The 22,844-nt window shown below is 66.1% G+C and carries 26 protein-coding genes; 18 read left to right on the top strand and 8 right to left on the bottom strand.

Annotated elements, in window-relative coordinates; genetic code table 11:
- The first annotated feature begins 29 nt into the window (after positions 1-29).
- The 17 genes from hutI (at position 30) to der (ending at position 15,402) form a co-directional block, all read left to right on the top strand.
- Positions 30-1,196, top strand: coding sequence for an imidazolonepropionase (hutI, locus tag E5162_RS05545; RefSeq protein WP_371872219.1), 1,167 nt, complete (start codon positions 30-32; stop codon positions 1,194-1,196).
- A 1-nt stretch (position 1,197) separates the two neighbouring features.
- A complete protein-coding gene (hutH, locus tag E5162_RS05540) occupies positions 1,198-2,736 on the top strand; it encodes a histidine ammonia-lyase (protein WP_174234982.1) in 1,539 nt (512 codons plus the stop codon).
- Positions 2,736-3,539, top strand: a complete 804-nt coding sequence (gene hutG, locus E5162_RS05535) for an N-formylglutamate deformylase (protein WP_135943930.1) — start codon at positions 2,736-2,738, stop codon at positions 3,537-3,539. Before hutH ends, hutG begins: the two co-directional genes overlap by 1 nt.
- Positions 3,540-3,551: 12 nt before the next feature.
- The gene (gene hutU / locus E5162_RS05530; RefSeq protein WP_135943929.1) at positions 3,552-5,222 is read left to right on the top strand and encodes a urocanate hydratase; all 1,671 of its coding nucleotides are present in this window, start codon (positions 3,552-3,554) and stop codon (positions 5,220-5,222) included.
- 528 nt (positions 5,223-5,750) lie between these two features.
- The gene (locus tag E5162_RS14730; RefSeq protein WP_158291205.1) at positions 5,751-5,894 is read left to right on the top strand and encodes a hypothetical protein; all 144 of its coding nucleotides are present in this window, start codon (positions 5,751-5,753) and stop codon (positions 5,892-5,894) included.
- On the top strand, positions 5,894-6,778 hold the full coding sequence (locus tag E5162_RS05525) for a hypothetical protein (RefSeq protein ID WP_135943928.1): 885 nt from the start codon (positions 5,894-5,896) through the stop codon (positions 6,776-6,778). The genes E5162_RS14730 and E5162_RS05525 overlap by 1 nt, the downstream gene beginning before the upstream one ends.
- Positions 6,779-7,366: 588 nt before the next feature.
- Positions 7,367-7,795 carry a hypothetical protein gene (locus tag E5162_RS05520; RefSeq protein WP_135943927.1) on the top strand — a complete coding sequence of 143 codons (429 nt, stop codon included), beginning with the start codon at positions 7,367-7,369 and terminating at the stop codon, positions 7,793-7,795.
- A 1-nt stretch (position 7,796) separates the two neighbouring features.
- A complete protein-coding gene (locus E5162_RS05515) occupies positions 7,797-8,330 on the top strand; it encodes an RNA polymerase sigma factor (RefSeq protein WP_135943926.1) in 534 nt (177 codons plus the stop codon).
- Complete coding sequence (locus tag E5162_RS05510) at positions 8,327-8,629, top strand: hypothetical protein (RefSeq protein ID WP_135943925.1); 303 nt, start codon at positions 8,327-8,329, stop codon at positions 8,627-8,629. The genes E5162_RS05515 and E5162_RS05510 overlap by 4 nt, the downstream gene beginning before the upstream one ends.
- Before the next feature lie 223 nt (positions 8,630-8,852).
- Entirely contained in the window at positions 8,853-9,437 is a 585-nt protein-coding gene (locus tag E5162_RS05505) for an NnrU family protein (RefSeq protein ID WP_135943924.1), read from the top strand.
- 59 nt (positions 9,438-9,496) lie between these two features.
- Positions 9,497-9,880: a DUF6249 domain-containing protein gene (locus E5162_RS05500; protein ID WP_135943923.1), complete on the top strand. Its 384-nt coding sequence runs from the start codon at positions 9,497-9,499 to the stop codon at positions 9,878-9,880.
- 35 nt (positions 9,881-9,915) lie between these two features.
- Positions 9,916-10,458 carry an RNA polymerase sigma factor gene (locus E5162_RS05495; RefSeq protein ID WP_135943922.1) on the top strand — a complete coding sequence of 181 codons (543 nt, stop codon included), beginning with the start codon at positions 9,916-9,918 and terminating at the stop codon, positions 10,456-10,458.
- Positions 10,455-10,814 (top strand): hypothetical protein, encoded by a 360-nt coding sequence (locus tag E5162_RS05490; RefSeq protein WP_135943921.1) that lies wholly within the window; start codon positions 10,455-10,457, stop codon positions 10,812-10,814. Before E5162_RS05495 ends, E5162_RS05490 begins: the two co-directional genes overlap by 4 nt.
- An 81-nt stretch (positions 10,815-10,895) precedes the next feature.
- Positions 10,896-11,723, top strand: coding sequence for a 3-methyl-2-oxobutanoate hydroxymethyltransferase (gene panB / locus E5162_RS05485; protein ID WP_135943920.1), 828 nt, complete (start codon positions 10,896-10,898; stop codon positions 11,721-11,723).
- 85 nt (positions 11,724-11,808) lie between these two features.
- Positions 11,809-12,507 (top strand): tetratricopeptide repeat protein, encoded by a 699-nt coding sequence (locus E5162_RS05480; RefSeq protein ID WP_158291204.1) that lies wholly within the window; start codon positions 11,809-11,811, stop codon positions 12,505-12,507.
- Positions 12,508-13,950, top strand: coding sequence for an outer membrane protein assembly factor BamB family protein (locus E5162_RS05475; RefSeq protein WP_135943918.1), 1,443 nt, complete (start codon positions 12,508-12,510; stop codon positions 13,948-13,950). It begins immediately after the preceding gene.
- Positions 13,951-13,995: 45 nt separating this feature from the next.
- Positions 13,996-15,402 carry a ribosome biogenesis GTPase Der gene (gene der / locus E5162_RS05470; RefSeq protein ID WP_135943917.1) on the top strand — a complete coding sequence of 469 codons (1,407 nt, stop codon included), beginning with the start codon at positions 13,996-13,998 and terminating at the stop codon, positions 15,400-15,402.
- A gap of 20 nt (positions 15,403-15,422) precedes the next feature.
- On the opposite strand, the gene E5162_RS05465 is transcribed toward der, so the two are convergent.
- The 3 genes from E5162_RS05465 to E5162_RS05455 form a co-directional block, all read right to left on the bottom strand.
- The gene (locus tag E5162_RS05465; protein ID WP_135943916.1) at positions 15,423-15,731 is read right to left on the bottom strand and encodes a type II toxin-antitoxin system RelE/ParE family toxin; all 309 of its coding nucleotides are present in this window, start codon (positions 15,729-15,731) and stop codon (positions 15,423-15,425) included.
- A complete protein-coding gene (locus tag E5162_RS05460; RefSeq protein ID WP_135943915.1) occupies positions 15,728-15,982 on the bottom strand; it encodes a CopG family ribbon-helix-helix protein in 255 nt (84 codons plus the stop codon). Before E5162_RS05460 ends, E5162_RS05465 begins: the two co-directional genes overlap by 4 nt.
- A gap of 105 nt (positions 15,983-16,087) precedes the next feature.
- The gene (locus E5162_RS05455) at positions 16,088-16,492 is read right to left on the bottom strand and encodes a MerR family transcriptional regulator (RefSeq protein ID WP_135943914.1); all 405 of its coding nucleotides are present in this window, start codon (positions 16,490-16,492) and stop codon (positions 16,088-16,090) included.
- 58 nt (positions 16,493-16,550) lie between these two features.
- Here E5162_RS05455 and E5162_RS05450 point away from each other — a divergent pair, with 58 nt between their 5' ends.
- Positions 16,551-17,336 (top strand): MauE/DoxX family redox-associated membrane protein, encoded by a 786-nt coding sequence (locus E5162_RS05450; protein WP_206751042.1) that lies wholly within the window; start codon positions 16,551-16,553, stop codon positions 17,334-17,336.
- Between the two features lie 78 nt (positions 17,337-17,414).
- Here E5162_RS05450 and E5162_RS05445 read toward each other — a convergent pair whose 3' ends face one another.
- The 5 genes from E5162_RS05445 to E5162_RS05425 all read right to left on the bottom strand — a co-directional run bounded on the left by E5162_RS05445 (position 17,415) and on the right by E5162_RS05425 (position 22,755).
- Positions 17,415-18,131, bottom strand: coding sequence for an SDR family NAD(P)-dependent oxidoreductase (locus tag E5162_RS05445; RefSeq protein WP_135943913.1), 717 nt, complete (start codon positions 18,129-18,131; stop codon positions 17,415-17,417).
- On the bottom strand, positions 18,128-19,591 hold the full coding sequence (gene purF, locus E5162_RS05440) for an amidophosphoribosyltransferase (protein ID WP_135943912.1): 1,464 nt from the start codon (positions 19,589-19,591) through the stop codon (positions 18,128-18,130). The genes E5162_RS05445 and purF overlap by 4 nt, the downstream gene beginning before the upstream one ends.
- Entirely contained in the window at positions 19,591-20,166 is a 576-nt protein-coding gene (locus tag E5162_RS05435) for a CvpA family protein (protein ID WP_135943911.1), read from the bottom strand. The genes purF and E5162_RS05435 overlap by 1 nt, the downstream gene beginning before the upstream one ends.
- A gap of 26 nt (positions 20,167-20,192) precedes the next feature.
- Positions 20,193-21,563 (bottom strand): DNA repair protein RadA, encoded by a 1,371-nt coding sequence (gene radA, locus E5162_RS05430; RefSeq protein ID WP_135943910.1) that lies wholly within the window; start codon positions 21,561-21,563, stop codon positions 20,193-20,195.
- A 79-nt stretch (positions 21,564-21,642) separates the two neighbouring features.
- Positions 21,643-22,755, bottom strand: coding sequence for a THUMP domain-containing class I SAM-dependent RNA methyltransferase (locus tag E5162_RS05425; protein ID WP_135943909.1), 1,113 nt, complete (start codon positions 22,753-22,755; stop codon positions 21,643-21,645).
- Positions 22,756-22,844 lie beyond the last annotated feature (89 nt).

Genomic DNA, 22,844 nt, shown 5'->3' with positions numbered 1-22,844 from the left:
CCCTTCTGACAAACGCAAGACTGGCCACGATGACCGAGGGCGGGACGCCCTACGGCCTGATCGAGAACGCGGCGGTCGCGATCGAGGGCGAGACGATTGCCTGGTGCGGCCCGCACGATGACGTGCCGGCCGCATTCAAGACCGCGCGCACGGTCGATCTGGACGGACGCCTCGTCACGCCGGGTCTGATCGATTGCCACACCCATATCGTGTTCGGCGGGGACCGGGCGCGCGAGTTCGAGCAGCGTCTGGAGGGGGCGAGCTACGAAGAGGTCGCCAGGGCCGGCGGCGGCATCCTGTCCACGGTTCGCGATACCCGGGCCGCCAGTGAAGACGCCCTTCTGGAGCAGGCCCTGCCGCGCGTCGATACGCTTCTGCGCGAAGGCGTGACGACGCTCGAGATCAAGTCGGGCTATGGCCTGACGATTGAGGACGAGCTGAAAATGCTGCGCGTGGCGCGCCGCATCGCCGAGGTCCGGCCGGTGCGCGTTCGTACCACCTATCTTGCCGCTCACACCGTCCCGCCCGAGTATGAAGGCCGCGCGGACGCCTATATCGACGACGTGGTCCTGCCGGGCCTCGACGCGGCGCATGAGGCCGGGCTCGTCGATGCGGTCGATGGCTTCTGCGAGGGCATCGCCTTCTCGACCGCCCAGATGGCGCGCGTCTTCGATGCGGCCCGAAAGCTGGGTCTGCCGGTCAAGCTGCATGCCGAACAATTGTCCAATCTCGGCGGCTCGGCGCTGACGGCGCGCTATGGTGGATTGTCCGCCGACCACCTTGAATATATTGATGAATCCGGTGCGAAGGCGCTCGCCGAAGCGGACACGGTCGGTGTGCTGGTCCCGGGGGCCTTCTACACGCTGCGCGAGACAAGGCTGCCGCCGCTCGCCGTGCTGCGCCGGGAAGGCGTCAGGCTCGCTGTGGCGACCGACTGCAATCCTGGAACCGCGCCTCTCACCTCGCTTCTGCTGGCGATGAACATGGCCGCGACCCTGTTTCGCGTCACCCCGGAAGAGGCGCTTGCCGGAACCACGCGCAACGCCGCGCGGGCGCTGGGCTTGAGTGATGCCGGAGTGATCGCTGCGGGCTGCCGTGCCGATCTCGCCGTGTGGGATGTCCGCCACCCGGCCGAGCTGACCTACCGCATCGGCTTCAACCCGCTGCATACCCGCGTCTTTGCAGGAGATTTCTAGCATGAAGCTCGTTCCGGGCGGCGCGACGCTCTCTCAACTGGAAAGCCTCTACCGGTCGGGCGGCGGTCCGGTCACGCTGGACCGATCCTGCCGGGCAGTGGTCGAGACGGCGGCGCAGTGTGTGGCCGAAGCCGCCGCCGGGGACGCGGCCGTCTATGGGGTCAATACTGGCTTCGGCAAGCTGGCCAGCGTCCGCATCGCGCCTGAAGAAACCGCCCATCTTCAACGCAATCTGGTCCTGTCCCATTGCTGCGGCGTGGGCGAGGCCATGCCCCCGGAGATCGTACGCCTGATGATGGCGCTCAAGCTGCTGTCGCTGGGCCGGGGTGCGTCCGGAGTAGGCTGGCAGACCATTGTCCAGATCGAAACGCTGATCGAAAAAGACCTTTTACCTCATATACCTGCGCAAGGTTCCGTAGGCGCGTCCGGGGATCTCGCGCCACTGGCACACATGGCGGCGGCGCTGATCGGAGAGGGCGAGATCGTCCTTGAGGGAGAGGTTCTGCCCGCGCGCGAGGCGTTGCAGCGCGCCGGTGTGGAGCCGATCGAGCTCGGTGCCAAGGAAGGGCTGGCCCTCATCAATGGTACTCAGTTTTCAACCGCTTACGCGCTCGCAGCGCTGTTCGAGGCCTGGATCTGCGCGCGGAGCGCGGTGGTCACCGGCGCGCTGTCGACCGATGCGGTGATGGGGTCCACGGCTCCGTTTGAAGAGGAAATTCATACACTTCGCGGTCATCGCGGGCAGATCGAAGTGGCTGCCGCGTTGCGGGACCTCATGGAGGGCTCCCAGATCCGCGAAAGCCATCGCGATGGCGACAGCCGCGTCCAGGATCCCTATTGCATAAGATGCCAGCCCCAGGTCGCCGGGGCGTGTGTGGACCTTTTGCGCCAGGTTGCGCAAACCCTTGAAATCGAAGCTAATGCCGTCACTGACAACCCGCTCGTCCTGACCTCGACCGGCACCATTGTGTCGGGGGGTAACTTTCATGCCGAACCGGTTGCCTTTGCCGCCGACCAGATCGCGCTGGCCGTGGCCGAGCTCGGGGCGATTGCCCAGCGGCGCATCGCGGTCATGGTCGACCCGGCCTTGTCTCACGGACTTCCCGCCTTCCTGACGCCGGCGCCGGGACTGAATTCCGGCTACATGATCGCGGAGGTGACGTCGGCGGCTTTGATGAGTGAAAACAAGCATTTGGCCACGCCATGTTCGACCGATTCAACGCCGACGAGCGCCAATCAGGAAGACCATGTCTCGATGGCTGCCCATGGGGCGCGACGCCTGATGCAGATGACTCAGAATCTCGCGCAAATCATTGCAATTGAATGGCTTTGCGCCGCGCAAGGCATCGAGCTTCGCTCTGAAGGCCGGTCCAGCCCGCGCCTGGAGGCGGCGATTGCCAGCCTGCGCGAGGATTGCCCCTCGCTGATGGAGGATCGCTATATGGCGCCCGAGCTCGCCCGCGCGGCAAAGCATGTCAGGGCAGGCGATCTCGCCCGGGCGGCAGGCATCGGAGGCCATCTGAAGCTGGAGCCGCGGTGATGGAGCCGGTTACGGTCACGCGCGGGTCCGGACCACTGGTTCTGGCGGTACCACATGCGGGTATCTGGGTACCAAAGCCGCTTCACGCGCGGCTAAATCCATGCGCAGAATCGCTATCTGACACCGATTGGCATGTCGATCGCCTCTATTCGCGACTGGTGCCGGACGCGACGATGGTGCGCGCCAATTTTCATCGCTATCTGATCGACGCGAACCGCGATCCGGAGGGTCACAGCCTCTATCCGGGGCAGAACACGACCGGCCTCTGCCCGGTCACCGACTTCGACGGCAACCGGCTCTACCGCGAGGGAGAGGAGCCGGATGAGGCCGAGCAGGCCGAACGGCGTGAGCGCTATCACAGCGCCTATCACGGCGCATTGCAGTCAGAGATAGAGCGCGTGCGCGCCGAACACGGGATCGCGCTGGTCTATGACTGCCACTCCATCCGGTCCGAGATCCCCTACCTGTTCGAGGGCCGGCTGCCCGACTTCAATATCGGCACCAATGAAGGGCGGACCTGCGCGCGCGAACTGCAGGCCGCAATGGAAGAGGTGTGCCGGTCGGCGAGGGGGTATTCGACGGTCGTGAATGGCCGCTTCAAGGGCGGATGGACGACGCGTCACTACGGACGCCCGGACGAGGGCGTTCACGCCGTCCAGATGGAGCTGACCCAGTCGGCCTATCTGCAATCGGAAGCCCCGCCCTTTGCCTATGACGAAGCGAAGGCGGAGCGCCTGCGCCCGGTCCTCAAATCGGTTCTCGACACATTGCTGGCGCACCTGCGCGGTCTCCAACCCGGATAAGGAAAACCTCCCATGTCGACCTCACGCCGCAATACCCGCGACATCTATCCGCCCACGGGGACGCAGATTTCGGCCAAGTCCTGGCTGACCGAAGCGCCGATGCGCATGCTGATGAACAATCTCCACCCCGACGTCGCGGAAAACCCGCACGAGCTGGTCGTCTATGGCGGGATCGGCAAGGCGGCGCGCAGCTGGGAGGATTTCGACCGCATCGTGGAAAGCCTGAAAAGCCTTGAGGACGACGAGACGCTGCTGGTCCAGTCGGGCAAGCCGGTCGGGGTGTTTCGCACCCACACCGATGCGCCGCGCGTGCTGATCGCCAATTCCAACCTGGTGCCGCACTGGGCGACCTGGGACCATTTCAGCGAGCTCGATCGCAAGGGTCTGATGATGTACGGCCAGATGACGGCCGGCTCCTGGATCTATATCGGCACGCAGGGCATCGTGCAGGGCACGTTCGAGACCTTCGCCGAGGCCGGGCGCCAGCATTATGACGGCGATCTCTCCGGCAAGTGGATCCTGACCGCGGGGCTGGGCGGCATGGGCGGGGCGCAGCCGCTCGCCGCCGTTATGGCCGGGGCGTGCTGCCTCGCCGTGGAGTGCGATTCCACCCGCATCGATTTCCGCCTGCGCACCCGCTATCTCGACGAGCGCGCGGAGACGCTGGACGAGGCGCTGGCGATGATCGAACGCTGGACCAAGGCGGGCGAGGCCAAATCGGTCGGCCTGCTCGGCAATGCCGCCGAGATCTTCCCCGAGCTGGTACGCCGCGGCGTCGCCCCGGACATCGTCACCGACCAGACCTCCGCCCACGATCCGGTCAATGGCTATCTGCCCAAGGGCTGGTCGATCGCCGAGTGGCGCGAGAAACGCGAAAGCGATCCCAAGGCGGTCGAAAAGGCCGCGCGCGCGTCGATGAAGGAGCATGTCGCGGCGATGGTCGCCTTCTGGAATCGCGGCATCCCGACGCTCGATTACGGCAATAATATCCGCCAGGTGGCCAAAGAGGAGGGGCTGGAGGATGCCTTCGCCTTCCCCGGCTTCGTGCCCGCCTATATCCGCCCGCTCTTCTGCCGCGGCGTCGGCCCGTTCCGCTGGTGCGCGCTGTCCGGCGATCCGGAAGACATCTACAAGACCGACGCGAAGATGAAGGAGCTCTTCCCGGAAAACGAGCAGCTTCACACCTGGCTCGACATGGCGCGCGAGCGCATCGCGTTTCAGGGCCTGCCCGCGCGCATCTGCTGGATCGGGCTGGGCGAGCGCCACCGCGCCGGGCTCGCCTTCAACGAGATGGTGGCCAGCGGGGAGCTGAAAGCCCCCGTCGTGATCGGGCGCGATCATCTCGATTCCGGCTCCGTCGCCTCGCCCAACCGGGAAACCGAGGCGATGAAGGACGGCTCGGATGCCGTCTCCGACTGGCCGCTTCTCAACGCCCTGCTTAACACCGCGTCGGGCGCGACCTGGGTCTCACTCCATCATGGCGGCGGGGTCGGGATGGGCTTTTCCCAGCACGCCGGCATGGTGATCTGCGCCGACGGCACCGACGCCGCAGCCAGGCGCCTCGAGCGCGTCCTGTGGAACGACCCGGCCACCGGCGTCATGCGCCACGCCGACGCCGGCTACGACCTCGCCCTCGACTGCGCACGCGAGCACCAGCTGACCCTGCCGGGGATATTGGGGTAGGGTGAGGCGGGCGGCATCCGACCCTTCGAGGCCCGGCTGCGCCGGGCACCTCAGGGTGAGGGGGATGGGCGACATCGGCTGTGGGACAGTCGATTCAACGCCTCCTCGTCGACCCCACCCGCTTCCCTCATGCTGAGGCGCGAGCAAAGCGAGCCTCGAAGCATCCGATGGCAGGTGAAACCGCTTCCCCCTCTGTCCTGACGAAAGTCAGGACCCATGGAGGGCAGGGCGCCGGTTTTGAGGACGGCATTTCACGATCTCTGGATCCCCGGTCAAGCCGGGGATGACGAACAATATATACTTTTAAACATCTTAACCCCCGTCGTCATTCCGGGCGGAGCGAAGCGGAGACCTTAGAACCCAGAGAGGACAGGGCGCCGTCCGTCCCCCCTGTCCACGCTACACACCCCGGCGAAACCCCGCTCCCTTGCCAGTGCGCGCCCTTCCTGCGCAAACTCGCCGTACGCGCGAAGTTTTCACGCAGAGTCGGCGCGCGCAGTGTACGGTCCGGTCTCGTCGAAAGCCGCATTGAGCGCGACTGCGCCGCCGCCCCGCGCTCCCGGGCTCACCGCCGTGGTGGAGTACACCGATGAAGCGCCGTCGCGCTATCGCGAGCGGTTCGAGGCGGGCGAGGTTTATCGAAGCCTGGTGAGTGACGGGGAGCTGGAGTGATGCTGGAAACGATCTATCTGTCCATTGTTGCGGCGCTATTCGCTCTTGGAGCATGCTCTGCCGGCCAAGGTTCGACCCCGCGACACGGTGCCGAAAGCTGTATCGAAATCGACAGGGTCTATACGCCTCCCCTTCGGCCAGGGGATAGCGGACGTGTCCGTGTCATCCAGCGCCGAGTGCCTTGCCCGGCTGGTGAGGAAAATCCGGAAGAGCCGCCCTTTCGTAACGAGATTGCCGCCGCCCGCCATCTGGCACGGGAAGGCTTTCCAGTGGAGGTAACACTTCACGTGAATCCATTCTTCGATGAGAACGAAACTGATGTGGCGCGCCTCATCATTCCGTCAGAATGGTTCGACCCGAATGTGCCACCGCTGATGCTTGAAATCGCGGATGGGGAACTGCGCGGATACAGAATCTATACGCTAGCAGCACTCGTCGATGGACAGTATCGCAACCGAAGGCAAGTTAATCACGAACAGGTCGAGAGTTACCATCAGATTGCGCTCTCCGGCGCAAATCTTGAGGACACGGTTGCGCCTCAGATTGCCGGACTATCTCGCGAAAGACGCGAATACTTTACATTTGCTAGAAGCGACGATAACGGCCTGCAGTTGTTTCATCGTAACAGTCGTTTCGCGACAAAAGACCAATACTGGACCAGTGGTCCCGAAGATCGTCACTCTATCAAAATTGTATGCCGTGCCGAAGACCTCGACGGGAGTGGGCCACCGCAGGAGCCGCTGGAGTACTCCCTCTGCTCGATGGGCTTCATGGCAGCTCCGTACATCCGTGTGAACATGATGCTGTTGCATAGCCAGGTCGATGATTGGCGGTTTCACCGCGAGCAGGCCTTGTCGCTCGTGGAAAGCTGGAGAGCTGAATAATTGTAAAACGGGGACACAGACCAGCTCACCCTGCCGGGGATATTGGGGTAGGGTGAGGGCGCCCGTCATCCGACCCTTCGAGGCCCGGCTTTCAGCCGGGCACCTCAGGGTGAGGGGGATGGATGACATCGACTCGTTAAGCTAAATTTATCAGCTACTTAAAACCAACCCGCCTCCCTCATGCTGAGGTGCTCGCCGCAAGGCGAGCCTCGAAGCATCGGGGGGCAGGTGAAACCGCTTCCCCCTCTTTCCTGACGAAAGTCAGGACCCAGGAAAGGACGGGGCTGCGTCATCGGATGACGGCACGTGATGCTCTCCGGGTCCCAGCCTTCGCTGGGAAAGAATAGTTCTCATCGGTCTTTAAATAACCCCAACTCCTCGTCACCCCGGATCGGTCTCCGACCGTTCGGGGTGACAGGTTTCTTCTCTCTCGGTCCTACCTCCACGTCTCACTCCCAGCGAAAGCTGGGACCCAGGAGAGGGCGCGCCCATCCAAAATAAATTTCACCCGCCTGCATCCAGACCCGTCTCTCGCGGCCACTTACTCTCGAACCGCCCGGAATGACGGGCAGGAGAGGAGACGGAAAAATGAACGATTACGGAGCCGCAGACTTCTTTTCCAGCTATTGGTGGCTGCTCTTCCCGCTGGCCTTCTTCGTGGCCGGCGGCTGGAACAGCGTGATGCGCTACCAGCGGACCAAGGCGAAGATCGATCTGATCAAGACCTATGCCGCCGCCGGCAAGGAGGCGCCGGCCGACCTGATCGCCAGCCTGGACCGCGACGATGAGGACGAGGAAGACTGGAGCGGCATGGGCACGTCGTCGTCGTCGGGCAGCTCCGGCGGCGGATCGGCCTTCCTGGTCGTCCTGTTTGCCGGGCTGGCGGGAGTGTTCGCCTATGCCGGCTATAGCGAGATGCTCGGCCGCAATGAGGAATTCTACTTCGTGGCGATGATACTGGGTGTGCTGTCGGTCGCCTTCCTGGGCGCGAGCCTCTTCGGCGGCCGCCGCAAATAGCATGGCGCGCGGGGGGGATGACAGCGCGCTGATTGCCTCGGCCCGGGCCGGTTCGGACCTCGCGTTCGGCCGGCTCGTGGATCGTCACGGACAGGCGGCGCGGAACTTTGCGCGCCGCCTCGCGGCCAATCCGGCCGATGGTGACGATATCGCGCAGGAGGCTTTCCTTCATGCCTGGACGCGGCTGGGCGATCTGCGTGAGCCGGAGCGGTTCCGCTCCTGGCTTCTGGCCATCGTCTGGCGCAAGGCGCGCGAGGGCCGACGGGCCGAGGCCCGGCGCGGACGCCGCGAGGAGGCGTTTGCCAGCGTGCAGCCCTGCGATACCGGAATGGCGGGCGAGGCCGCGATGGCGGCGGCCCGGGCGCTGGCCCGGCTCACCGTGGAGCAGCGCGGCGCCATCGCGCTCTGCCTGGCCGGTGGGTGGACCCATCAGGAAGCGGCGGAGATTCTCGATTTGCCGCTGGGTAGTGTAAAGTCCCATATTGCCAGAGGGCGCGCCCGCCTGAGCGAGCTTCTGCAAGGACAAGACCGATGACCGATGACGACCTGATCCACGCTCTGGGCGCGCTCGATGCCCCCGCCTTCGATGCGGATTTCCGGGCCGGTGTGATGGCACGCGGCGCCCGCCGCCGTCTGGTGCGCGAAGTCCTTGTCGGTCTCGTCCTGCTGACGATCACGGTGCCGGCCCTGGCCTTCAGCGGTCCCGCGCTCGGCGAAGCCGGCCGTGTGCTGGGTGAGACGCTCGCCCCCGTCCTCGTCGCCGGTCTCGTGGTGTCCGGTCTGGCATGGCAGGCCTATCGCTATCTTGATCGCGGTCTGACGCGCGCCGGGTAGGGCTTTCTACGCTTGCCTTCCGATGGTTCGCGGGCAGGACGGGGCAAGAGCGTGTTTGAGCCTCTGATTTACTTCGGCCTTCGCCGGGAACAAAATCCTCCGGGGACGCCCCCCCCATCGGCACGCCGGCCACACACCGGGCAAAACCTGCGCGGTGACGTGTGTCATTCTCGCCAGCGCTGCCGGACTCGGCCTAGTCTCCCCCCGATTGTGGGAGGGCCTGATGGGCGTCTTGATTGTCGGACTGGTTATTTTTCTGGGTGTGCATTCGATCCGCCTCGTCGGGCTGCGCGACGTGACCGCGCGCGCCATGGGCGAGGGGCTGTTTGCCGTCCTCTATTCTCTGTTGTCGGCCATCGGGCTGGCGCTGATCGTCTATGGACACATTCTGTCGCACCCGTCGCCAGAGCTGTGGCTGCCCCCGGCCTGGACGCGCACGGTCGCGCTTGTCCTGGTACCGGCGTCGCTGGTCCTGGTCGTGGCGGCCTATCTGCCCACGCACATCCGCTCTCAGCTTCGCCATCCGATGACGATTGGCGTGCTGCTGTGGTCGGCGGCGCATCTGGTCGCCAATGGCGAGCTGGCCAACATCATTCTGTTCGGCAGCTTCGCGGCCTGGGCGGTGGTCACGCTGCTTGAAGACTTTATCCGCGGCGGCGAGTTCGAGAATCCCGGACGCTTTAAGGCCGATGCCGCCGCGATCGTGATCGGGCTCGCGCTCGCCGGCCTGCTGGCGCTGTTCCATATGCAGCTCTTCGGCGTCGCGGTGATCGGGTTTGCATCCGAAGTCACACCCCCCGGCATCTAGGAGTCAGATGTCCGGGAATATCGGTTGGCCGGACACAGCTGACACAAAGGAGATACCCCATGGATGAGGGTCTGTTGGTTCCACTCGGCCTGTTTGCGATGGTTGTCGCCATTGTCTGGCTGTCCATGCATTTTACCTCGCGTAACCGCAGAGCCGTGCTCGATACGGTGCGCGAGGCGGTCCGCGAGGGCCAGCCGCTGTCGCCGGAGACGGTCCGCGCGCTCGGCATGCCGAAGAAATCGTCCGGCGGCGATCTGAAACCCGGTGCGATCCTGATCGCGATCGCGCTGAGCTGCCTCGTGCTGGGCTGGTCCATCAGCATGGTCGAGCCGGAAGAGGCCAGCGAAGTGCTGCCCATCATGACAGCGATTGCGAGCTTCCCCGGCTTCATCGGCGTCGTGCTGCTGCTGTTCGGCTGGTTCGGGCGCAAGCGTGACGACTGAAGCAGCCAGTTTGCCGGCTTAAGGATGGATCGCCCGTGGATCTGAGCGATGAAGAGCTGGTCTCGCTGGTGGCGGCGGCGCAGGACGCCGCCGCCTTCGGCGAGCTTGTGCGCCGCTATCAGGGCCTGGTGCGGGCGATGCTGATGCGGATGTGCCGCAACCACGCGCTGGCCGAGGATCTGGCCCAGGACACCTTCGTGCAGGCCTATCGCAAGATCGATGCGTATTCGGGATCGGGCAGCTTCAAGGCCTGGCTGTGCCGGATCGCCTACACCCAGTTCCTGATGCAGGCGCGCAAGACCCGGGCTTCGCGGCGCACCGAGGACGCCCTGGCGCGCGAGCCCGAAGAGATCGGGGCCGCCCCGTCCACGGCCGGCCAGTCGCTCGATCTCGACCGGGCGCTGGCCACGCTGAAAGCCGATGAGCGCACCTGTGTCATTCTCTGCTACGCCAACGGGCTCAGCCATGGCGAGGCAGCCGAGATCACGGGGCTGGCGCTGGGGACGGTGAAGTCCCATGTCAATCGAGGGCGCGACAAGCTGCGCGCCTGGTTCGAGCAGAGGGAGATGGCCGCATGACCGGTTCGACCGACCCATCCTTCAATTCCGGCTTCGACGCACACCTGTCGGCGATGTTCGACGAGGCGCGCGCACCGCTCGAGACGCGCTATGCGCGCGACGAGTTTACCCAGACGCTGATCGCGCGGCTGGAACGGCCCGAGCGGGCGCGCTTCTGGGCGCTCGCCGCGGCGGGCGGCGCCGGTGCGCTTCTGGCCGGAAGCCAGCTGCCGCGCGCCGGAGCCTGGCTGGGCGAGACGCTGCCCCAGGTGTCCATGGCCGGGGCGGGCATCGAGCCTCATTTGCTGGTCGGCGCGATTGCCGCTGCCTTCGCGCTGGCCTTCGCCGCCGTGATGCCGCGCCGGGGCGCGCTTTAGCGCATCGCGCGACCGATTGTGCCGATACGAAAGCGGGTTATGGTGCGCGCATTCGCGAGCCAGTGACTGAAGGTAGCCTCCATGTCCGCCCAATCCGAGACACCGGTCAAACGCCAGACCCCGCCCTCCATCCGTGCCCGCAAGGGCGGTGAGCCCATTGTCTGCCTGACCGCCTACGACGCGCCGACCGCGGGTCTTCTCGACCCCCATTGCGATGTGCTGCTGGTCGGAGATTCGCTGGGCATGGTCGTGCACGGATTGCCGAGCACGATCGGGGTGACGATGGAGATGATGATCCTGCACGGCCAGGCGGTGATGCGCCGCGCGCGCCAGGCGCTGGTGGTGATCGACATGCCGTTCGGCAGCTACGAGAAGAGCCCGCAGCAGGCCTTCGAGAACGCGTCGCGCATCCTCGCCGAGACCGGCGCGCAGGCGGTCAAGCTGGAAACCGGCGCTTTTGCCGCCGAAACCGTGCGCTTCCTGACCGAGCGCGGCGTGCCGGTGATGGGCCATGTCGGCCTGCGCCCGCAGGCCTCGCTGGCCGATGGCGGCTTCAAGGCAAAGGGCCGCAGCCAGACCGAGCGCGACCGCGTGCTGGAAGAGGCGCGCCTGACCGACGAGGCGGGCGCGTTTTCCATCGTCATCGAGGGCACGTCGCAGGATCTGGCCGAAGAGATCAGCGCGGCGGTCAGCGCGCCGACCATCGGCATCGGCGCGTCGGCGAAATGCGACGGCCAGGTTCTTGTCGTCAACGACATGCTGGGCCAGTCCGACTGGGTGCCGCGTTTCGTGAAGAAATACGCCGATTTGCGCGGGTTGACCGACGAGGCCGCGCGCCGCTTTGCCGAGGAGGTCCGCGCGCGCAGTTTTCCCGGCCCCGAACACGTCTATCATGTGAAGGCTGGCTAAGCAGCACGCCCGTATTGCCCGGCCCGCCGCCTGCGGCTAGGGTCCCGCCACGTTTTAAAACCTCGAAATTTCCGGAGCGCCCCGATTGGCCGACGTATTCGACGAAGTCGAAGAAGAACTTCGCAAGGAACGCTATACCCAGTTGTTCAGGACCTACGGGCCCTGGGTGCTGGGCGCTGCCGCCGCGGTGATCCTCGGTGTGGCCGGTTATCAATGGTATGGCGCGAACGAGAGCGCGAACCGGGCCGCTGCCGGTTCGCAGATGATGGAGGCCATCGAGGCCTACCAGTCCGGCGATACGGCGCGCGCCGACGCGGCCCTGACCACGCTGGCCGAGGACGGTACGCGCGGCTACCGGGCACTGGCGCTGATGCAGCGCGGCGCCCTGGCGCTGGAAGCGGGCAACCGGGACGAGGCGGCCAGCTTCTTCGAACAGGCCGCGAGCGCCGCTCCGGACCGGCTGACGCGCGACACCGCGCGCTACAAGGCGCTGCTGATCGAGCAGAGCGAGCTGTCCTATGACGACGTCGTGCTGCGGGCCGAACCGCTGACCGAAGGCACGGGCCCGGCCGGTCCACTGGCCCGCGAGCTGATGGGACTTGCCGCGATCCAGGCCGAGCGCTGGGACGAGGCGCGCAGCCATTACGAACAGATCGCGTTTTCGCTGGACGTTCCGCAAAATCTCCAGCGCCGGGCCGGCGAAGCCCTGGCCCTGATCGCACAGCGCGCACCGGCCCCCGCGGCCGAGGCGCAGACCCCGGCGAGCGAGGGTGAGGAAAACTAGATGGTGACCATGACCCAATTGCTGCGCCTGGCCGGCTTTGGCGCCTGCGCGCTTGCCCTGAGCGCCTGCGGCGCGGGCGAACGGCTGAACGCCCTGAACCCGTTCTCGGGCGAGGAAACCGACGATCCGAACGCGCCGGCCGCCTCCGAACGTATCTCGGTGCTGGCCTTTGAGCAGACGATCGAGCGCTCCGACCAGTTCGGTCAGCCGATCGACCTGCCCGGTACCTACACCAATGACCGCTGGCCGCAGCCGGACGGCTATCCCAGCCATGCCATGCAGCACACCGCCGCCGACGGCGATCTGAACCGCGTCTGGCGTGTGCGCGCCGGCCAGGGTTCGGCCCGCGACCGCCGCATCAATGCGCGTCCGGTGGTGCTCGACAACGTGATCTACGCGATCGACGCGGAAGGACGTATCTCGGCGCACAACGCGGAAACCGGCGACCGGCTCTGGGACCGGCGGATCCAGCGCAACCGGGTCGAGACGCAGAACGACGACGGGGGCGGCTTCGGCCTGTCTTTCATCCCGTTCGTGGGCGGCAGCGGTGGCGGCGGCGCGGACCGCATGGCGTTCGGCGGCGGCATTGCGGTCGATGGCGGGCGTGTCTACGCCCACCGCGGCGCGGAGTTCGTCGTGGCGCTCGACGCCAGTACGGGTGAGGAAATCTGGCGCCAGACCGCCTTCACCCCCTTCCATTCGGCCCCGACCGTTTCTGATGGCCGCGTCTTCCTGACCACCGACGATAACGAGCTGTTCGCCATCGACGCCACGTCCGGCGAAGTGCTCTGGACCCATCGCGGTATTTCGGAAAGCGCGCGTCTGCTGACCGCGCCGAGCCCGGCCGTGTACGGCGAAATCGTCATCGCGCCCTACAGCTCGGGTGAGCTGGTCGCGCTGCGCGTGTCGAACGGTTCGGTTCTGTGGTCGGACTCCTTGACGCGCACCGGCGGCCTCACGCCGATGTCGACGATCAACGATATTTCCGGCAGCCCGGTCGTGACCAATGACCGCGTCTACGCCATGAGCCATTCGGGCATCCTGGCCGCGTTCAACCTGAATACGGGCGAACGCATCTGGACCCAGGAGATTGGCGGCCTGCACGTACCCTGGCTCGTCGGCGACTATCTCTACCTCATCACGACCGAGGCCGAACTCGTCGCGCTGGACCGCCACACCGGCCAGTTGCGTTGGCTGACCGAGCTTGGCGCCTTCCGCAATGCGGAAAAGCGCCGCCAGCGAATCGCCTGGGCCGGTCCGATCATGGCCGGCGGACGCCTGGTCATCGGCAGCTCGCGCGGCAGCCTGCTGCTGGTGGATGCCAGCACCGGCGAAATCATGGGCGACCGCGATGTGGGCGAAGCTGTGTTCGTCCCGCCAGTCATTGCCGATCAGACCGTGTATGTCCTCAGCGATGACGGTCGGCTCTCGGCCTACCGCTAGGACGCGTGGCCGGTTCTTCCGGCCGCACGCAGAAGGAATACTGCCATGAGACCGCCGGTTCTTGCGGTGGTCGGCCGACCCAATGTCGGCAAGTCCACCTTGTTCAACCGCCTTGCGGGCAAACCGCTGGCCATCGTCGACGACCGGCCCGGCGTCACGCGCGACCGGCGCGAGGCGCGCGGCCGGCTGGGCGATCTCGATTTGCTCCTGATCGATACCGCGGGCTATGAAGACGCGCGCGACGGGATCGAGGCACGCATGCGCGCCCAGACCGAAGCGGCGCTGAAAGAGGCCGATGTCTGCCTGTTCATGATTGACGGGCGCGACGGCGTCACGGCGCTCGACGAGCGCTTCGCCGAAGTCCTGCGCGAGGCCGACAAGCCGGTCGTGCTGGTCGTCAACAAGTGCGAAGGCAAGCAGGGCGACGAAGGTCTGCTGGAAAGCTGGGGCCTGGGCCTGGGCGAGCCGGTGCCGCTGTCGGCTGCGCACGGCGAAGGCATGGCCGAGCTTTATAGCGCGGTGCTGACGGGCCTGCGCACGCTGGGCATGGGCGATGAGAAGAAGACACGCGCCCGCCGCAATCTGGACGATCTGTTCGATCCCGACGCCGAGGATGAGGACGAGGACGACAAGCCGCCGCTGCGCATTGCGGTGGTGGGCCGACCCAATGTGGGCAAGTCCACCCTGGTCAATGCCATGATCGGCGAGGAGCGCATGATTACCGGCCCCGAGGCGGGCCTGACGCGCGACGCCATTGCCGTGGAATGGGAATGGGACGAGCGCCGCGTGCGCCTGCACGACACGGCCGGTCTTCGAAAGCGCGGCAAGGTGGATGACCGGCTCGAACGCATGAGCGCGGCCGACACGCTGCGCGCCATCAAGTTTGCCGAAGTCGTCCTGTTGCTGGTCGACGCAGAACGCCCATTCGAGAAGCAGGACCTGACCATTGCCGACCGGGTGATCACCGAGGGGCGCGGCCTGGTCGTCCTGATTTCCAAGTGGGACACGGTCACCGACAAGCAGAAGACGCTGCTGTATCTGCGCGAGGAATTCGACCGGATGCTGCCCCAGATCAAGGGGGCGCCGCTTCTGCCCATCTCAGCCCAGACCGGGCGGGGCCTCGACCAGATCATGCCGACCGTGGATAAGCTGCACAAGAACTGGCGCGCCAAGGTGAAGACGCGCGATCTCAATGACTGGCTGCGCGAGATGACCGAGCGTCACCCGCCTCCGGCCGTGGACGGGCGCCGGGTCAAGCCGCGCTATATCGCTCAGACCAAGGGCCGCCCGCCCACCTTCGTGATGATGTGCTCGCGCGCCTCCTACCTGCCCGAGAGCTACAAGCGCTATCTGGTCAACGGTATTCGCGAAGCCTTCGGCATGCCCGGCGTGCCGATCCGCCTGATCGTGAAGGGCGGGAAAAACCCCTACGTGGACCAGAAGAAGAAATAGGGGCCGGCGGCGGGCCGGCGTCAGCCGGGCTTCAGCCTGTCATCCAGCGCCCGCGCCAGATCGCGGGCGGCGTGGAACACTGCCACAATTGTCACCGCATCAAGGGTGACCTGGTAGACGATCAGGTAGGGCAAATCAGCGACGCTGAGTTCGCGGGTCTCCGGGTAGCGTCCAGGACGGCCCAGGGCTGGAAACTCGGGCAGTTGCTCTGCCGCGCTGACGATAGCCTGATACACGCTCTGCGCGGCGGTGAGGTTGTCCAGCGCGATGTAGTCCACGATCGCTTCAAGATCGCGGGCGGCGGGTTCGGCAATGACCAGACGCTTCAACGCGGCCAGCCGTGCTTCGCGGCGATACCCGCAAACACGTCATCGGCGGGCAGGACCTTGCCGTCCCGGGCGGCGGCAACACCGTCGTTGATCCGCTCCATCTGCCAGGCATTGGCTTGAAGATACTGCTCGATGGCCTGATTGACGATGTAGTTGCGCGACCGGTCCATCGCGCCCGCCAGGGCGTCGATTTCCGCCACCTTGTCGGTGCGCACGGTGATGGGTTCGGATGCGGAGCGCTGCGCCATCATGTAATCCTTTGTGATCAGTTGTAATCATACCACCATAGGCCGACCTGTCCAAGCGCCTCCGCCCTGGGGCGGGTCGACTGGTGACAGGGCCAGAGCCCGCGGGTCTCAGACCTCGAATGCCGCCAGGATGGGGCAAGGTCCGGCCGGGTCGCCCGCACAGTCGCGCGCCAGCCGGGTGAGGGAGTCGCGCGCCCGGCTCATCTCGGCAATCTGTTCGTCCAGCCGGGCAATGCGATTGACGGCGAGCTCTCTGGCTCGCGCGTGATCCTGCCCGGCGTCGAGCGCCAGGAGCTCCCCGATCTCCTCCAGCGAAAAGCCGGCGGTTTGCGCCTTGCGGATGAAGCGCAGGCGCCGCAAATCCTCATCGCCGTAGCGCCTTATGCCGCCAGCGCGTGAAGGCGTGTTCAGCAATTGCTTGCGCTGATAGAAGCGGATCGTCTCCACTCCGACACCGCCCGATTTGGCCAACTGGCCGATGGTGCGCATATTTCCCTCTTGATCCCGTACCATGGTACGGAACTTATATAGGGGGCCTGCCCGTTATGACCAGAACAGGAAGGCGGCCCGAATGACAACGACACACACACCGGCACAGACCGGCTCCAGGACGGCGAGTCTGTATCGCATGGTGATGGACAAACATGTCTGTCCCTATGGCCTGAAAGCGAAGCATTTGCTGCGCTCGAAGGGCTATGAGGTCGACGACCATCATCTTGAAACGCGTGAGCAGACCGAGGCCTTCAAGGCCGAGCACGACGTGAAGACGACGCCGCAAATCTTCATCGATGGCACGCGCATCGGCGGCTATGACGCCCTGCTCAAGCATTTCGGCAAGGAGGCCTCCGACCCGGAGGAGACCAGCTACACGCCGGTCATCGCACTGTTTTCCATCACGGCGCTGATGGCGCTAGCGGCGAGCTTCGCCGTATTCGGCACAATCTTCACGATTCATGCGGCCGAGTGGTTCATCGCCTTCAGCATGGCGATCCTGGCGCTGCTCAAGCTGCAGAATGTCGAGACCTTCTCGACCATGTTTCTCAATTACGATCTGCTGGCCAAGCGCTGGGTGCCGTATTCCTACGTCTACCCGTTTGCCGAGGGCGCGGCCGGTATCCTGATGATTGCCGGGGCGCTGACCTGGGTGTCCGTGCCGGTCGCACTCTTCATCGGCACGATCGGCGCGGTGTCAGTGTTCAAGGCGGTCTATATCGACAAGCGCGAGCTGAAATGCGCGTGCGTGGGCGGAGGCAGCAATGTGCCGCTGGGCTTCATCTCGCTGACCGAGAACCTGATGATGATGGCCATGGCCATCTGGATGGGCCTGAAGGCGGTGGGGGTAGTCGGCCTCGCCTGACGCCAGGCAAGCGGCTGAACGAAAACGCCCCGGCGAAGCTCGCCGGGGCGTTTGTCTTTCGGGAACCGGGCCGCGGGTTTAACCGCGCTCGAACTTCACGATCTCGCCATTGCGGGTTTCGGACGGCAGGGCCAGTTCGACGAAAAGCGGCGCGACCTCGTCGGGATGGGGCAGGGTCTCGGGATCCTCCCCCGGGGCGGCCTTGGCGCGCATCTTGGTGCGTGTTGCGCCGGGGTCGACGAGATTGGCCGTGAGGGCGCAATCCTCCAGCTCCTTCGCCCAGCTTTGCACCAGCGCGTCCAGCGCGGCCTTTGAGGCGGAATAGGCGGCCCAGTAGGCGCGCCGGCTAGTCGAGGCGCCCGAGCTGGTAAACAGCGCGCGTCCGGCATCTGAGGCCCGCAAGAGCGCCTCGAACGCGCGGATGAAGCGGGCGGGCACGATCGTGTTCACGCCCAGGACCTCGTTCCAGGTCTTTGCGGTGATCTGGTGGGCGGGCGTGATCTGACCCAGAACGCCCGCATTGCAGACCAGGATGTCCAGCTTGCCCCAGCGCTCGGCAATGACGCCGGCGAGCTTCTCGATGCCTTCCGGGTCCATCAGGTCGAGCGGCACCAGCGTGCACTGGCCGCCGGCCGAACGGATCTCGTCGTCGAGCTGTTCGAGTGCGCCGGTCGTGCGCGCGGTCGCGATGATCTGCGCGCCTTCGGCGGCAAGCGCCTTGGCCACGGCATAGCCGATCCCGCGCGAGGCCCCTGTGACCAGGGCAACGCGGCCTTCAAGTCGTTTCTCGCTCATGCATCCACCAGGAAGGAGAGTTGCTGCTCTTTCGCCGCGATCGCCCGGTCGCGGTCGATCAGGCGGGTCGGGTATTCACCCGTGAAATAATGGTCGGCAAGCTGGGGCGCCGCATCGTTGCGCGCTTCCTGGCAGACCGCCCAGTACAGGCCGTCGACCGACAGGAAGCCGAGCGAGTCGCAGTCGAGCATTTCGCGCATGCGCTCGGAATCGTGGCTGGCAGCCATCAGCTCCTCGCGCATCGGCATGTCGATGCCGTAGAAATCGGGATGGGTGATGGCCGGGCAGGCGGAGCGGAAGTGGACTTCCTTCGCGCCGGCCTCGCGCACCATGCGCACGATCTTCTTCGAGGTCGTGCCGCGCACGATGGAATCGTCCACGAGCAGGACCCGCTTGCCCTTCAGGGCGGCCGCGTTAGCCGAGTGCTTGCGCCGGACCGACAGGTCGCGCTTGGCCTGGGTTGGCTGGATGAAGGTCCGGCCCACAAAGTGGGAGCGGATGATGCCGAGATCGAACGGCTTGCCGATCTCGGTGGCGTAGCCGAGCGCGCTGGTCATGCCGGAATCCGGCACCGGCACCACGACATCGATATCGGCCGGGCATTCCTGGGCCAGACGGATACCCATGCGCTTGCGCGCCTCATAGACCGAGCGCCCGGAAATCACCGAGTCGGGGCGCGCGAAATAAATATACTCGAACGCGCATGTCCGGGCAGGTTCGGCCGGGGCGTAGCGCCGGCTCTCAATTCCGTTATCGGACACGATCACCGCTTCGCCGGGCTCCACCTCGCGGATAAAGCGCGCGCCGATCATGTCCAGCGCGCAAGTCTCGCTGGCGAAGATCACGCCGTCATCGAGCTGGCCCATGACCAGCGGACGGATGCCCAGCGGGTCGCGCGCGCCGATCAGCTTGTCATTGGTGAGGGCGACCAGGGCAAACGCACCCTCGATCTGGCGCAGGGCCTGGAGCAGGCGTTCGGCCGAATTGGTTTTGCGCGAGCGCGCGGCGAGCTGGATGATGACCTCGGTATCCGAGGTCGACTGGAAGATGGCGCCCGAGGCGACCAGCTCCTCGCGCAGGGCGCGCGCATTGGTCAGATTGCCGTTATGGGCCACCGCGACGCCGCCGCCGCGTACATCGGCATAGAGCGGCTGGACATTGCGCAGCGCACCCGAGCCGGAGGTGGAGTAGCGGTTATGCCCGATCGCCATGCGCCCTTTGAGGCCCGCCAGCGTGTCGGGGTCGGTGAAATTGTCGCCCACCAGGCCCAGCCGGCGTTCGGAATGGAAGCCCAGCCCGTCGTAGCTGGTGATGCCGCACGCCTCCTGCCCGCGGTGTTGCAGCGCGTGCAGGCCGAGCGCGACGAGCACCGACGCGTCGTCGACATCGCGAACAGCGAAGACGCCGCATTCCTCGCGCGCCTTGTCGCTGGCGGCATCGTAGGTCAGGGAGGGGATCATCAATTCGGGTCCTCGTTTGAGCGCTCGATAAGGCGTCCGATCGGGTCGTCGTCAAGGTCTTCGCGCGGCCGGTCTGCAGCGCCCTCCGCCCAGGTGCCTTCCGGGGCGAGCGACTGGAGCAGGTCGGCCGTCGCCTCGGCCAGCGGATAGACCTGCGCGCCTTGCAGCCAGGCTGGCTGGGCCCCGGGCAGGGTGTTCTTGAACACCAGCACCACCAGGCCCAGCAGCAGGAGGCCGCGGACCACGCCGAACGCGAAGCCCAGCGTGCGGTCGATCGCGCTGACGTCCTCGCCATCCTTCACATTGCGTTTCAGCGAACTGGTGACGAAGGATATGGCCAGATAGACCACCAGGAAGACGATGGCCATGGCCAGCAGGTTGGCAATCACCGCGCTGTTGATGAATTCGCGCATCACCGCGCCGATCACCGGCTGGCACCACAGGGCCGCCAGCGCCGCGCCGACAAAGGCGGTCACGGTCAGCGCCTCGCGTACGAAGCCGCGCATCAGGGCCATGACGCCGGAGATGAAGAGGACAAGAAGGGCGACGAGGTCGAAACCGGCCAGACTGTCCATGGTCAACTCCCCTTGCGCCGCGATTGCTACTGGTTGTCAGGATCGAGATGGCGAACTAGCGCCTGCACGGTTGAAAATCCGGTTACACGAAGTGCGCTGTCTTCCGCTCCGGCCGGCGTCAGTGCGGACTTGAAGCCCAGCTTGGCTGCTTCCTTCAGGCGCGCATCGGCGCGCCCGACCGGGCGCACATCGCCGGACAGGGCGATCTCGCCGAACACGACCCCGTCTGCGGGCAGGGGAGTATCGAAGTGAGAAGAGACCAAAGCTGCCGCCACCGCCAGATCCGCCGCCGGCTCGGATATCTTCAATCCGCCGGCCACGTTCAGATAAACGTCACGTCCGCCAAAGCCAAGCCCGCATCGCGCCTCCAGCACGGCCAGAACCATGGCCAGGCGGCCATTGTCCCAGCCCACGACCGCACGCCGCGGCGTGCCGAACGCGGCCGGGGCGACCAGGGCCTGAATCTCGGTCAGCACCGGGCGCGTGCCCTCCATGCCGGCAAACACCGCCGCGCCCGAGGCCGCTTCGCCGCGCCCGTCCAGGAACAGGGCCGACGGATTGGCCACTTCGCGAAGGCCGATATCGGCCATCTCGAACACGCCGATCTCGTCGGTCGGTCCGAAGCGGTTTTTCACCGCGCGCAGGATGCGGAACTGGTGGGCGCGCTCGCCTTCGAAATAGAGCACGGTGTCGACCATGTGTTCGACCACGCGCGGCCCGGCAATCTGGCCCTCCTTGGTCACGTGGCCGACCAGGATGACCGCGGTATTACGCTTCTTGGCAAAGCGCACCAGCTCCTGGGAGCAGGCGCGCACCTGGGCGACCGTGCCCGGCGCGGCGGCCAGCTGGTCGCTCCACAATGTCTGGATGGAATCGATGATGACGATGTCGGGCTGTTCGGCCTTCAGCCCGTCGAGCACGGTTTCCAGCGAGGTCTCCGCCGCCAGCGCGACGGCCGCATCGGAGAGGCCCAGCCGCCGCGCGCGGCGGCGCACCTGATCGGCCGCTTCCTCGCCGGACACATAGACGGCCTTCGCGCCCGCATAGGCGAGGCGCGCGACCGCCTGCAGCAGCAGCGTCGACTTGCCGATCCCCGGATCGCCGCCGACCAGGATGGCGGACCCGGGCACCAGCCCGCCTCCGACCACTCGGTCGAACTCGGCAATGCCGGTCTGCAGCCGGGCCGGATCCTCGGTCGCGCTGCCCAGGTCGACCAGCTCCAGGCGCGAGCGGCGCGTCGTCCGCTTGCGCACGCCGGCCTGGGAAGAGAGCGGCGCCTCGGACGAGGCCTCCTCCTGAAGCGTATTCCAGGATCCGCAACTGTCGCACCGGCCGGCCCATTTGGCATGGACGTCGCCGCACGACTGGCAGACATAGACGGACTCCGAACGCGCCACGGGTTTCAGCACTCCTGACAGGATTCAACACACCACGGATATCTGACCCGATTCGCCTCTTGCGGCCTCGCCCTTGGGCTCAGGCCGGACGCGCGGTCAGGTAGAGCTTCACCGTGATGCCGCCATGGTCGACCGGCGCGCTCTGATAGGCAAAGGACAGGCCGGTGGCACGCGCCAGCTTCTCGTCATCGGTCACCAGCCCCGCGCGCCAGCCAGCAAAATCGCGCCGGGCCGCGTCACCGAAGGCACGATACAGCGCGGCAAGGCGGGCCTTGTTGCCGATGCGTCCGCCATAGGGCGGGTTGGAAAGGATCAGCCCGGCCGGGCCGTCGGGACGGGTCAGGGCGCTCATCGGCTGCTGTTTGAACACAGTCAGGTCCGTCACGCCGGCCCGCTCCGCGTTCTCGCGCGCCATGCGCACCGCATTCTCGTCCCGGTCGTAGCCGTAGAAGCGCACACCCTCCGGCACGGTGCGCTCCTGCGTGCTGACGCCCGGATCGCGCCCGGCATCGTAGGTAGCCAGCTGCTCGAAGGCGAAGGTCCGCGCCCGCCCGGGCCACAGGCCGGCGGCCATCTCGGCGGCCTCGATCGCGAACGTGCCCGAGCCGCACATTGGATCGATCACCGGCTCGGTCCCGGCAAACCCGGCCTGGCGCAGGAAGAGGGCGGCCAGCGTCTCGCGCAAGGGGGCCTTGGCGACGGCCAGCTTGAAGCCGCGCTTGTGCAAGGGCTCGCCCGAGCTGTCCACGCTGAGCGTGCAGACATTATTGTCGATGCGCACCCGGATCGTGACCGGCGCATCGTCGTCGACCGGGCTGCCGAAGGCCTCGCGGATCGCGGTTTCAATGCGCTCCTGCGCGGCGCCGGCATGATAGATTTTCGAGCTGCGGCAGCTGGCCTCCACCCGCACCGGCACGCCGGGCTTCAGGAGCGCCCCCCAGTCCAGCTTTCGCGCCCGCTTGTCGAGCTGGGACAGATGGACGACGCGGAAGCTCGCGAACTCGACGAGGATGCGCGTGGCCCCGCGCACGGCGCGATTGGCCCGCCAGACATCGCTCCAGCCGCCCGAGGCCGACACCCCGCCGCGCTGCGCCTGCGCGCCATGAAAGCCGAGGCTACGCACCTCCTCGCACAGCGTGGCCTCCAGGCCGGGCGCGGTCACGAAGTAGAGCTGAAGCGGAGTGGAGGTCATGAGATCGGGGAACCGGGCTTCCAGGCGATAAGGTGCATAAGTAGAGCAGGCGCGCGGCAAGCCCTATAGCAGGTCGCAGGTGCCAGGAG

Origin of the sequence: Marinicauda pacifica, from assembly GCF_004793635.1 — a bacterium.
In the GTDB taxonomy this organism is placed as follows: Bacteria; Pseudomonadota; Alphaproteobacteria; order Caulobacterales; family Maricaulaceae; genus Marinicauda; species Marinicauda pacifica.
Note: the sequence above shows the minus strand (reverse complement) of the source record. Positions and strands in the feature narration are given on the sequence as shown.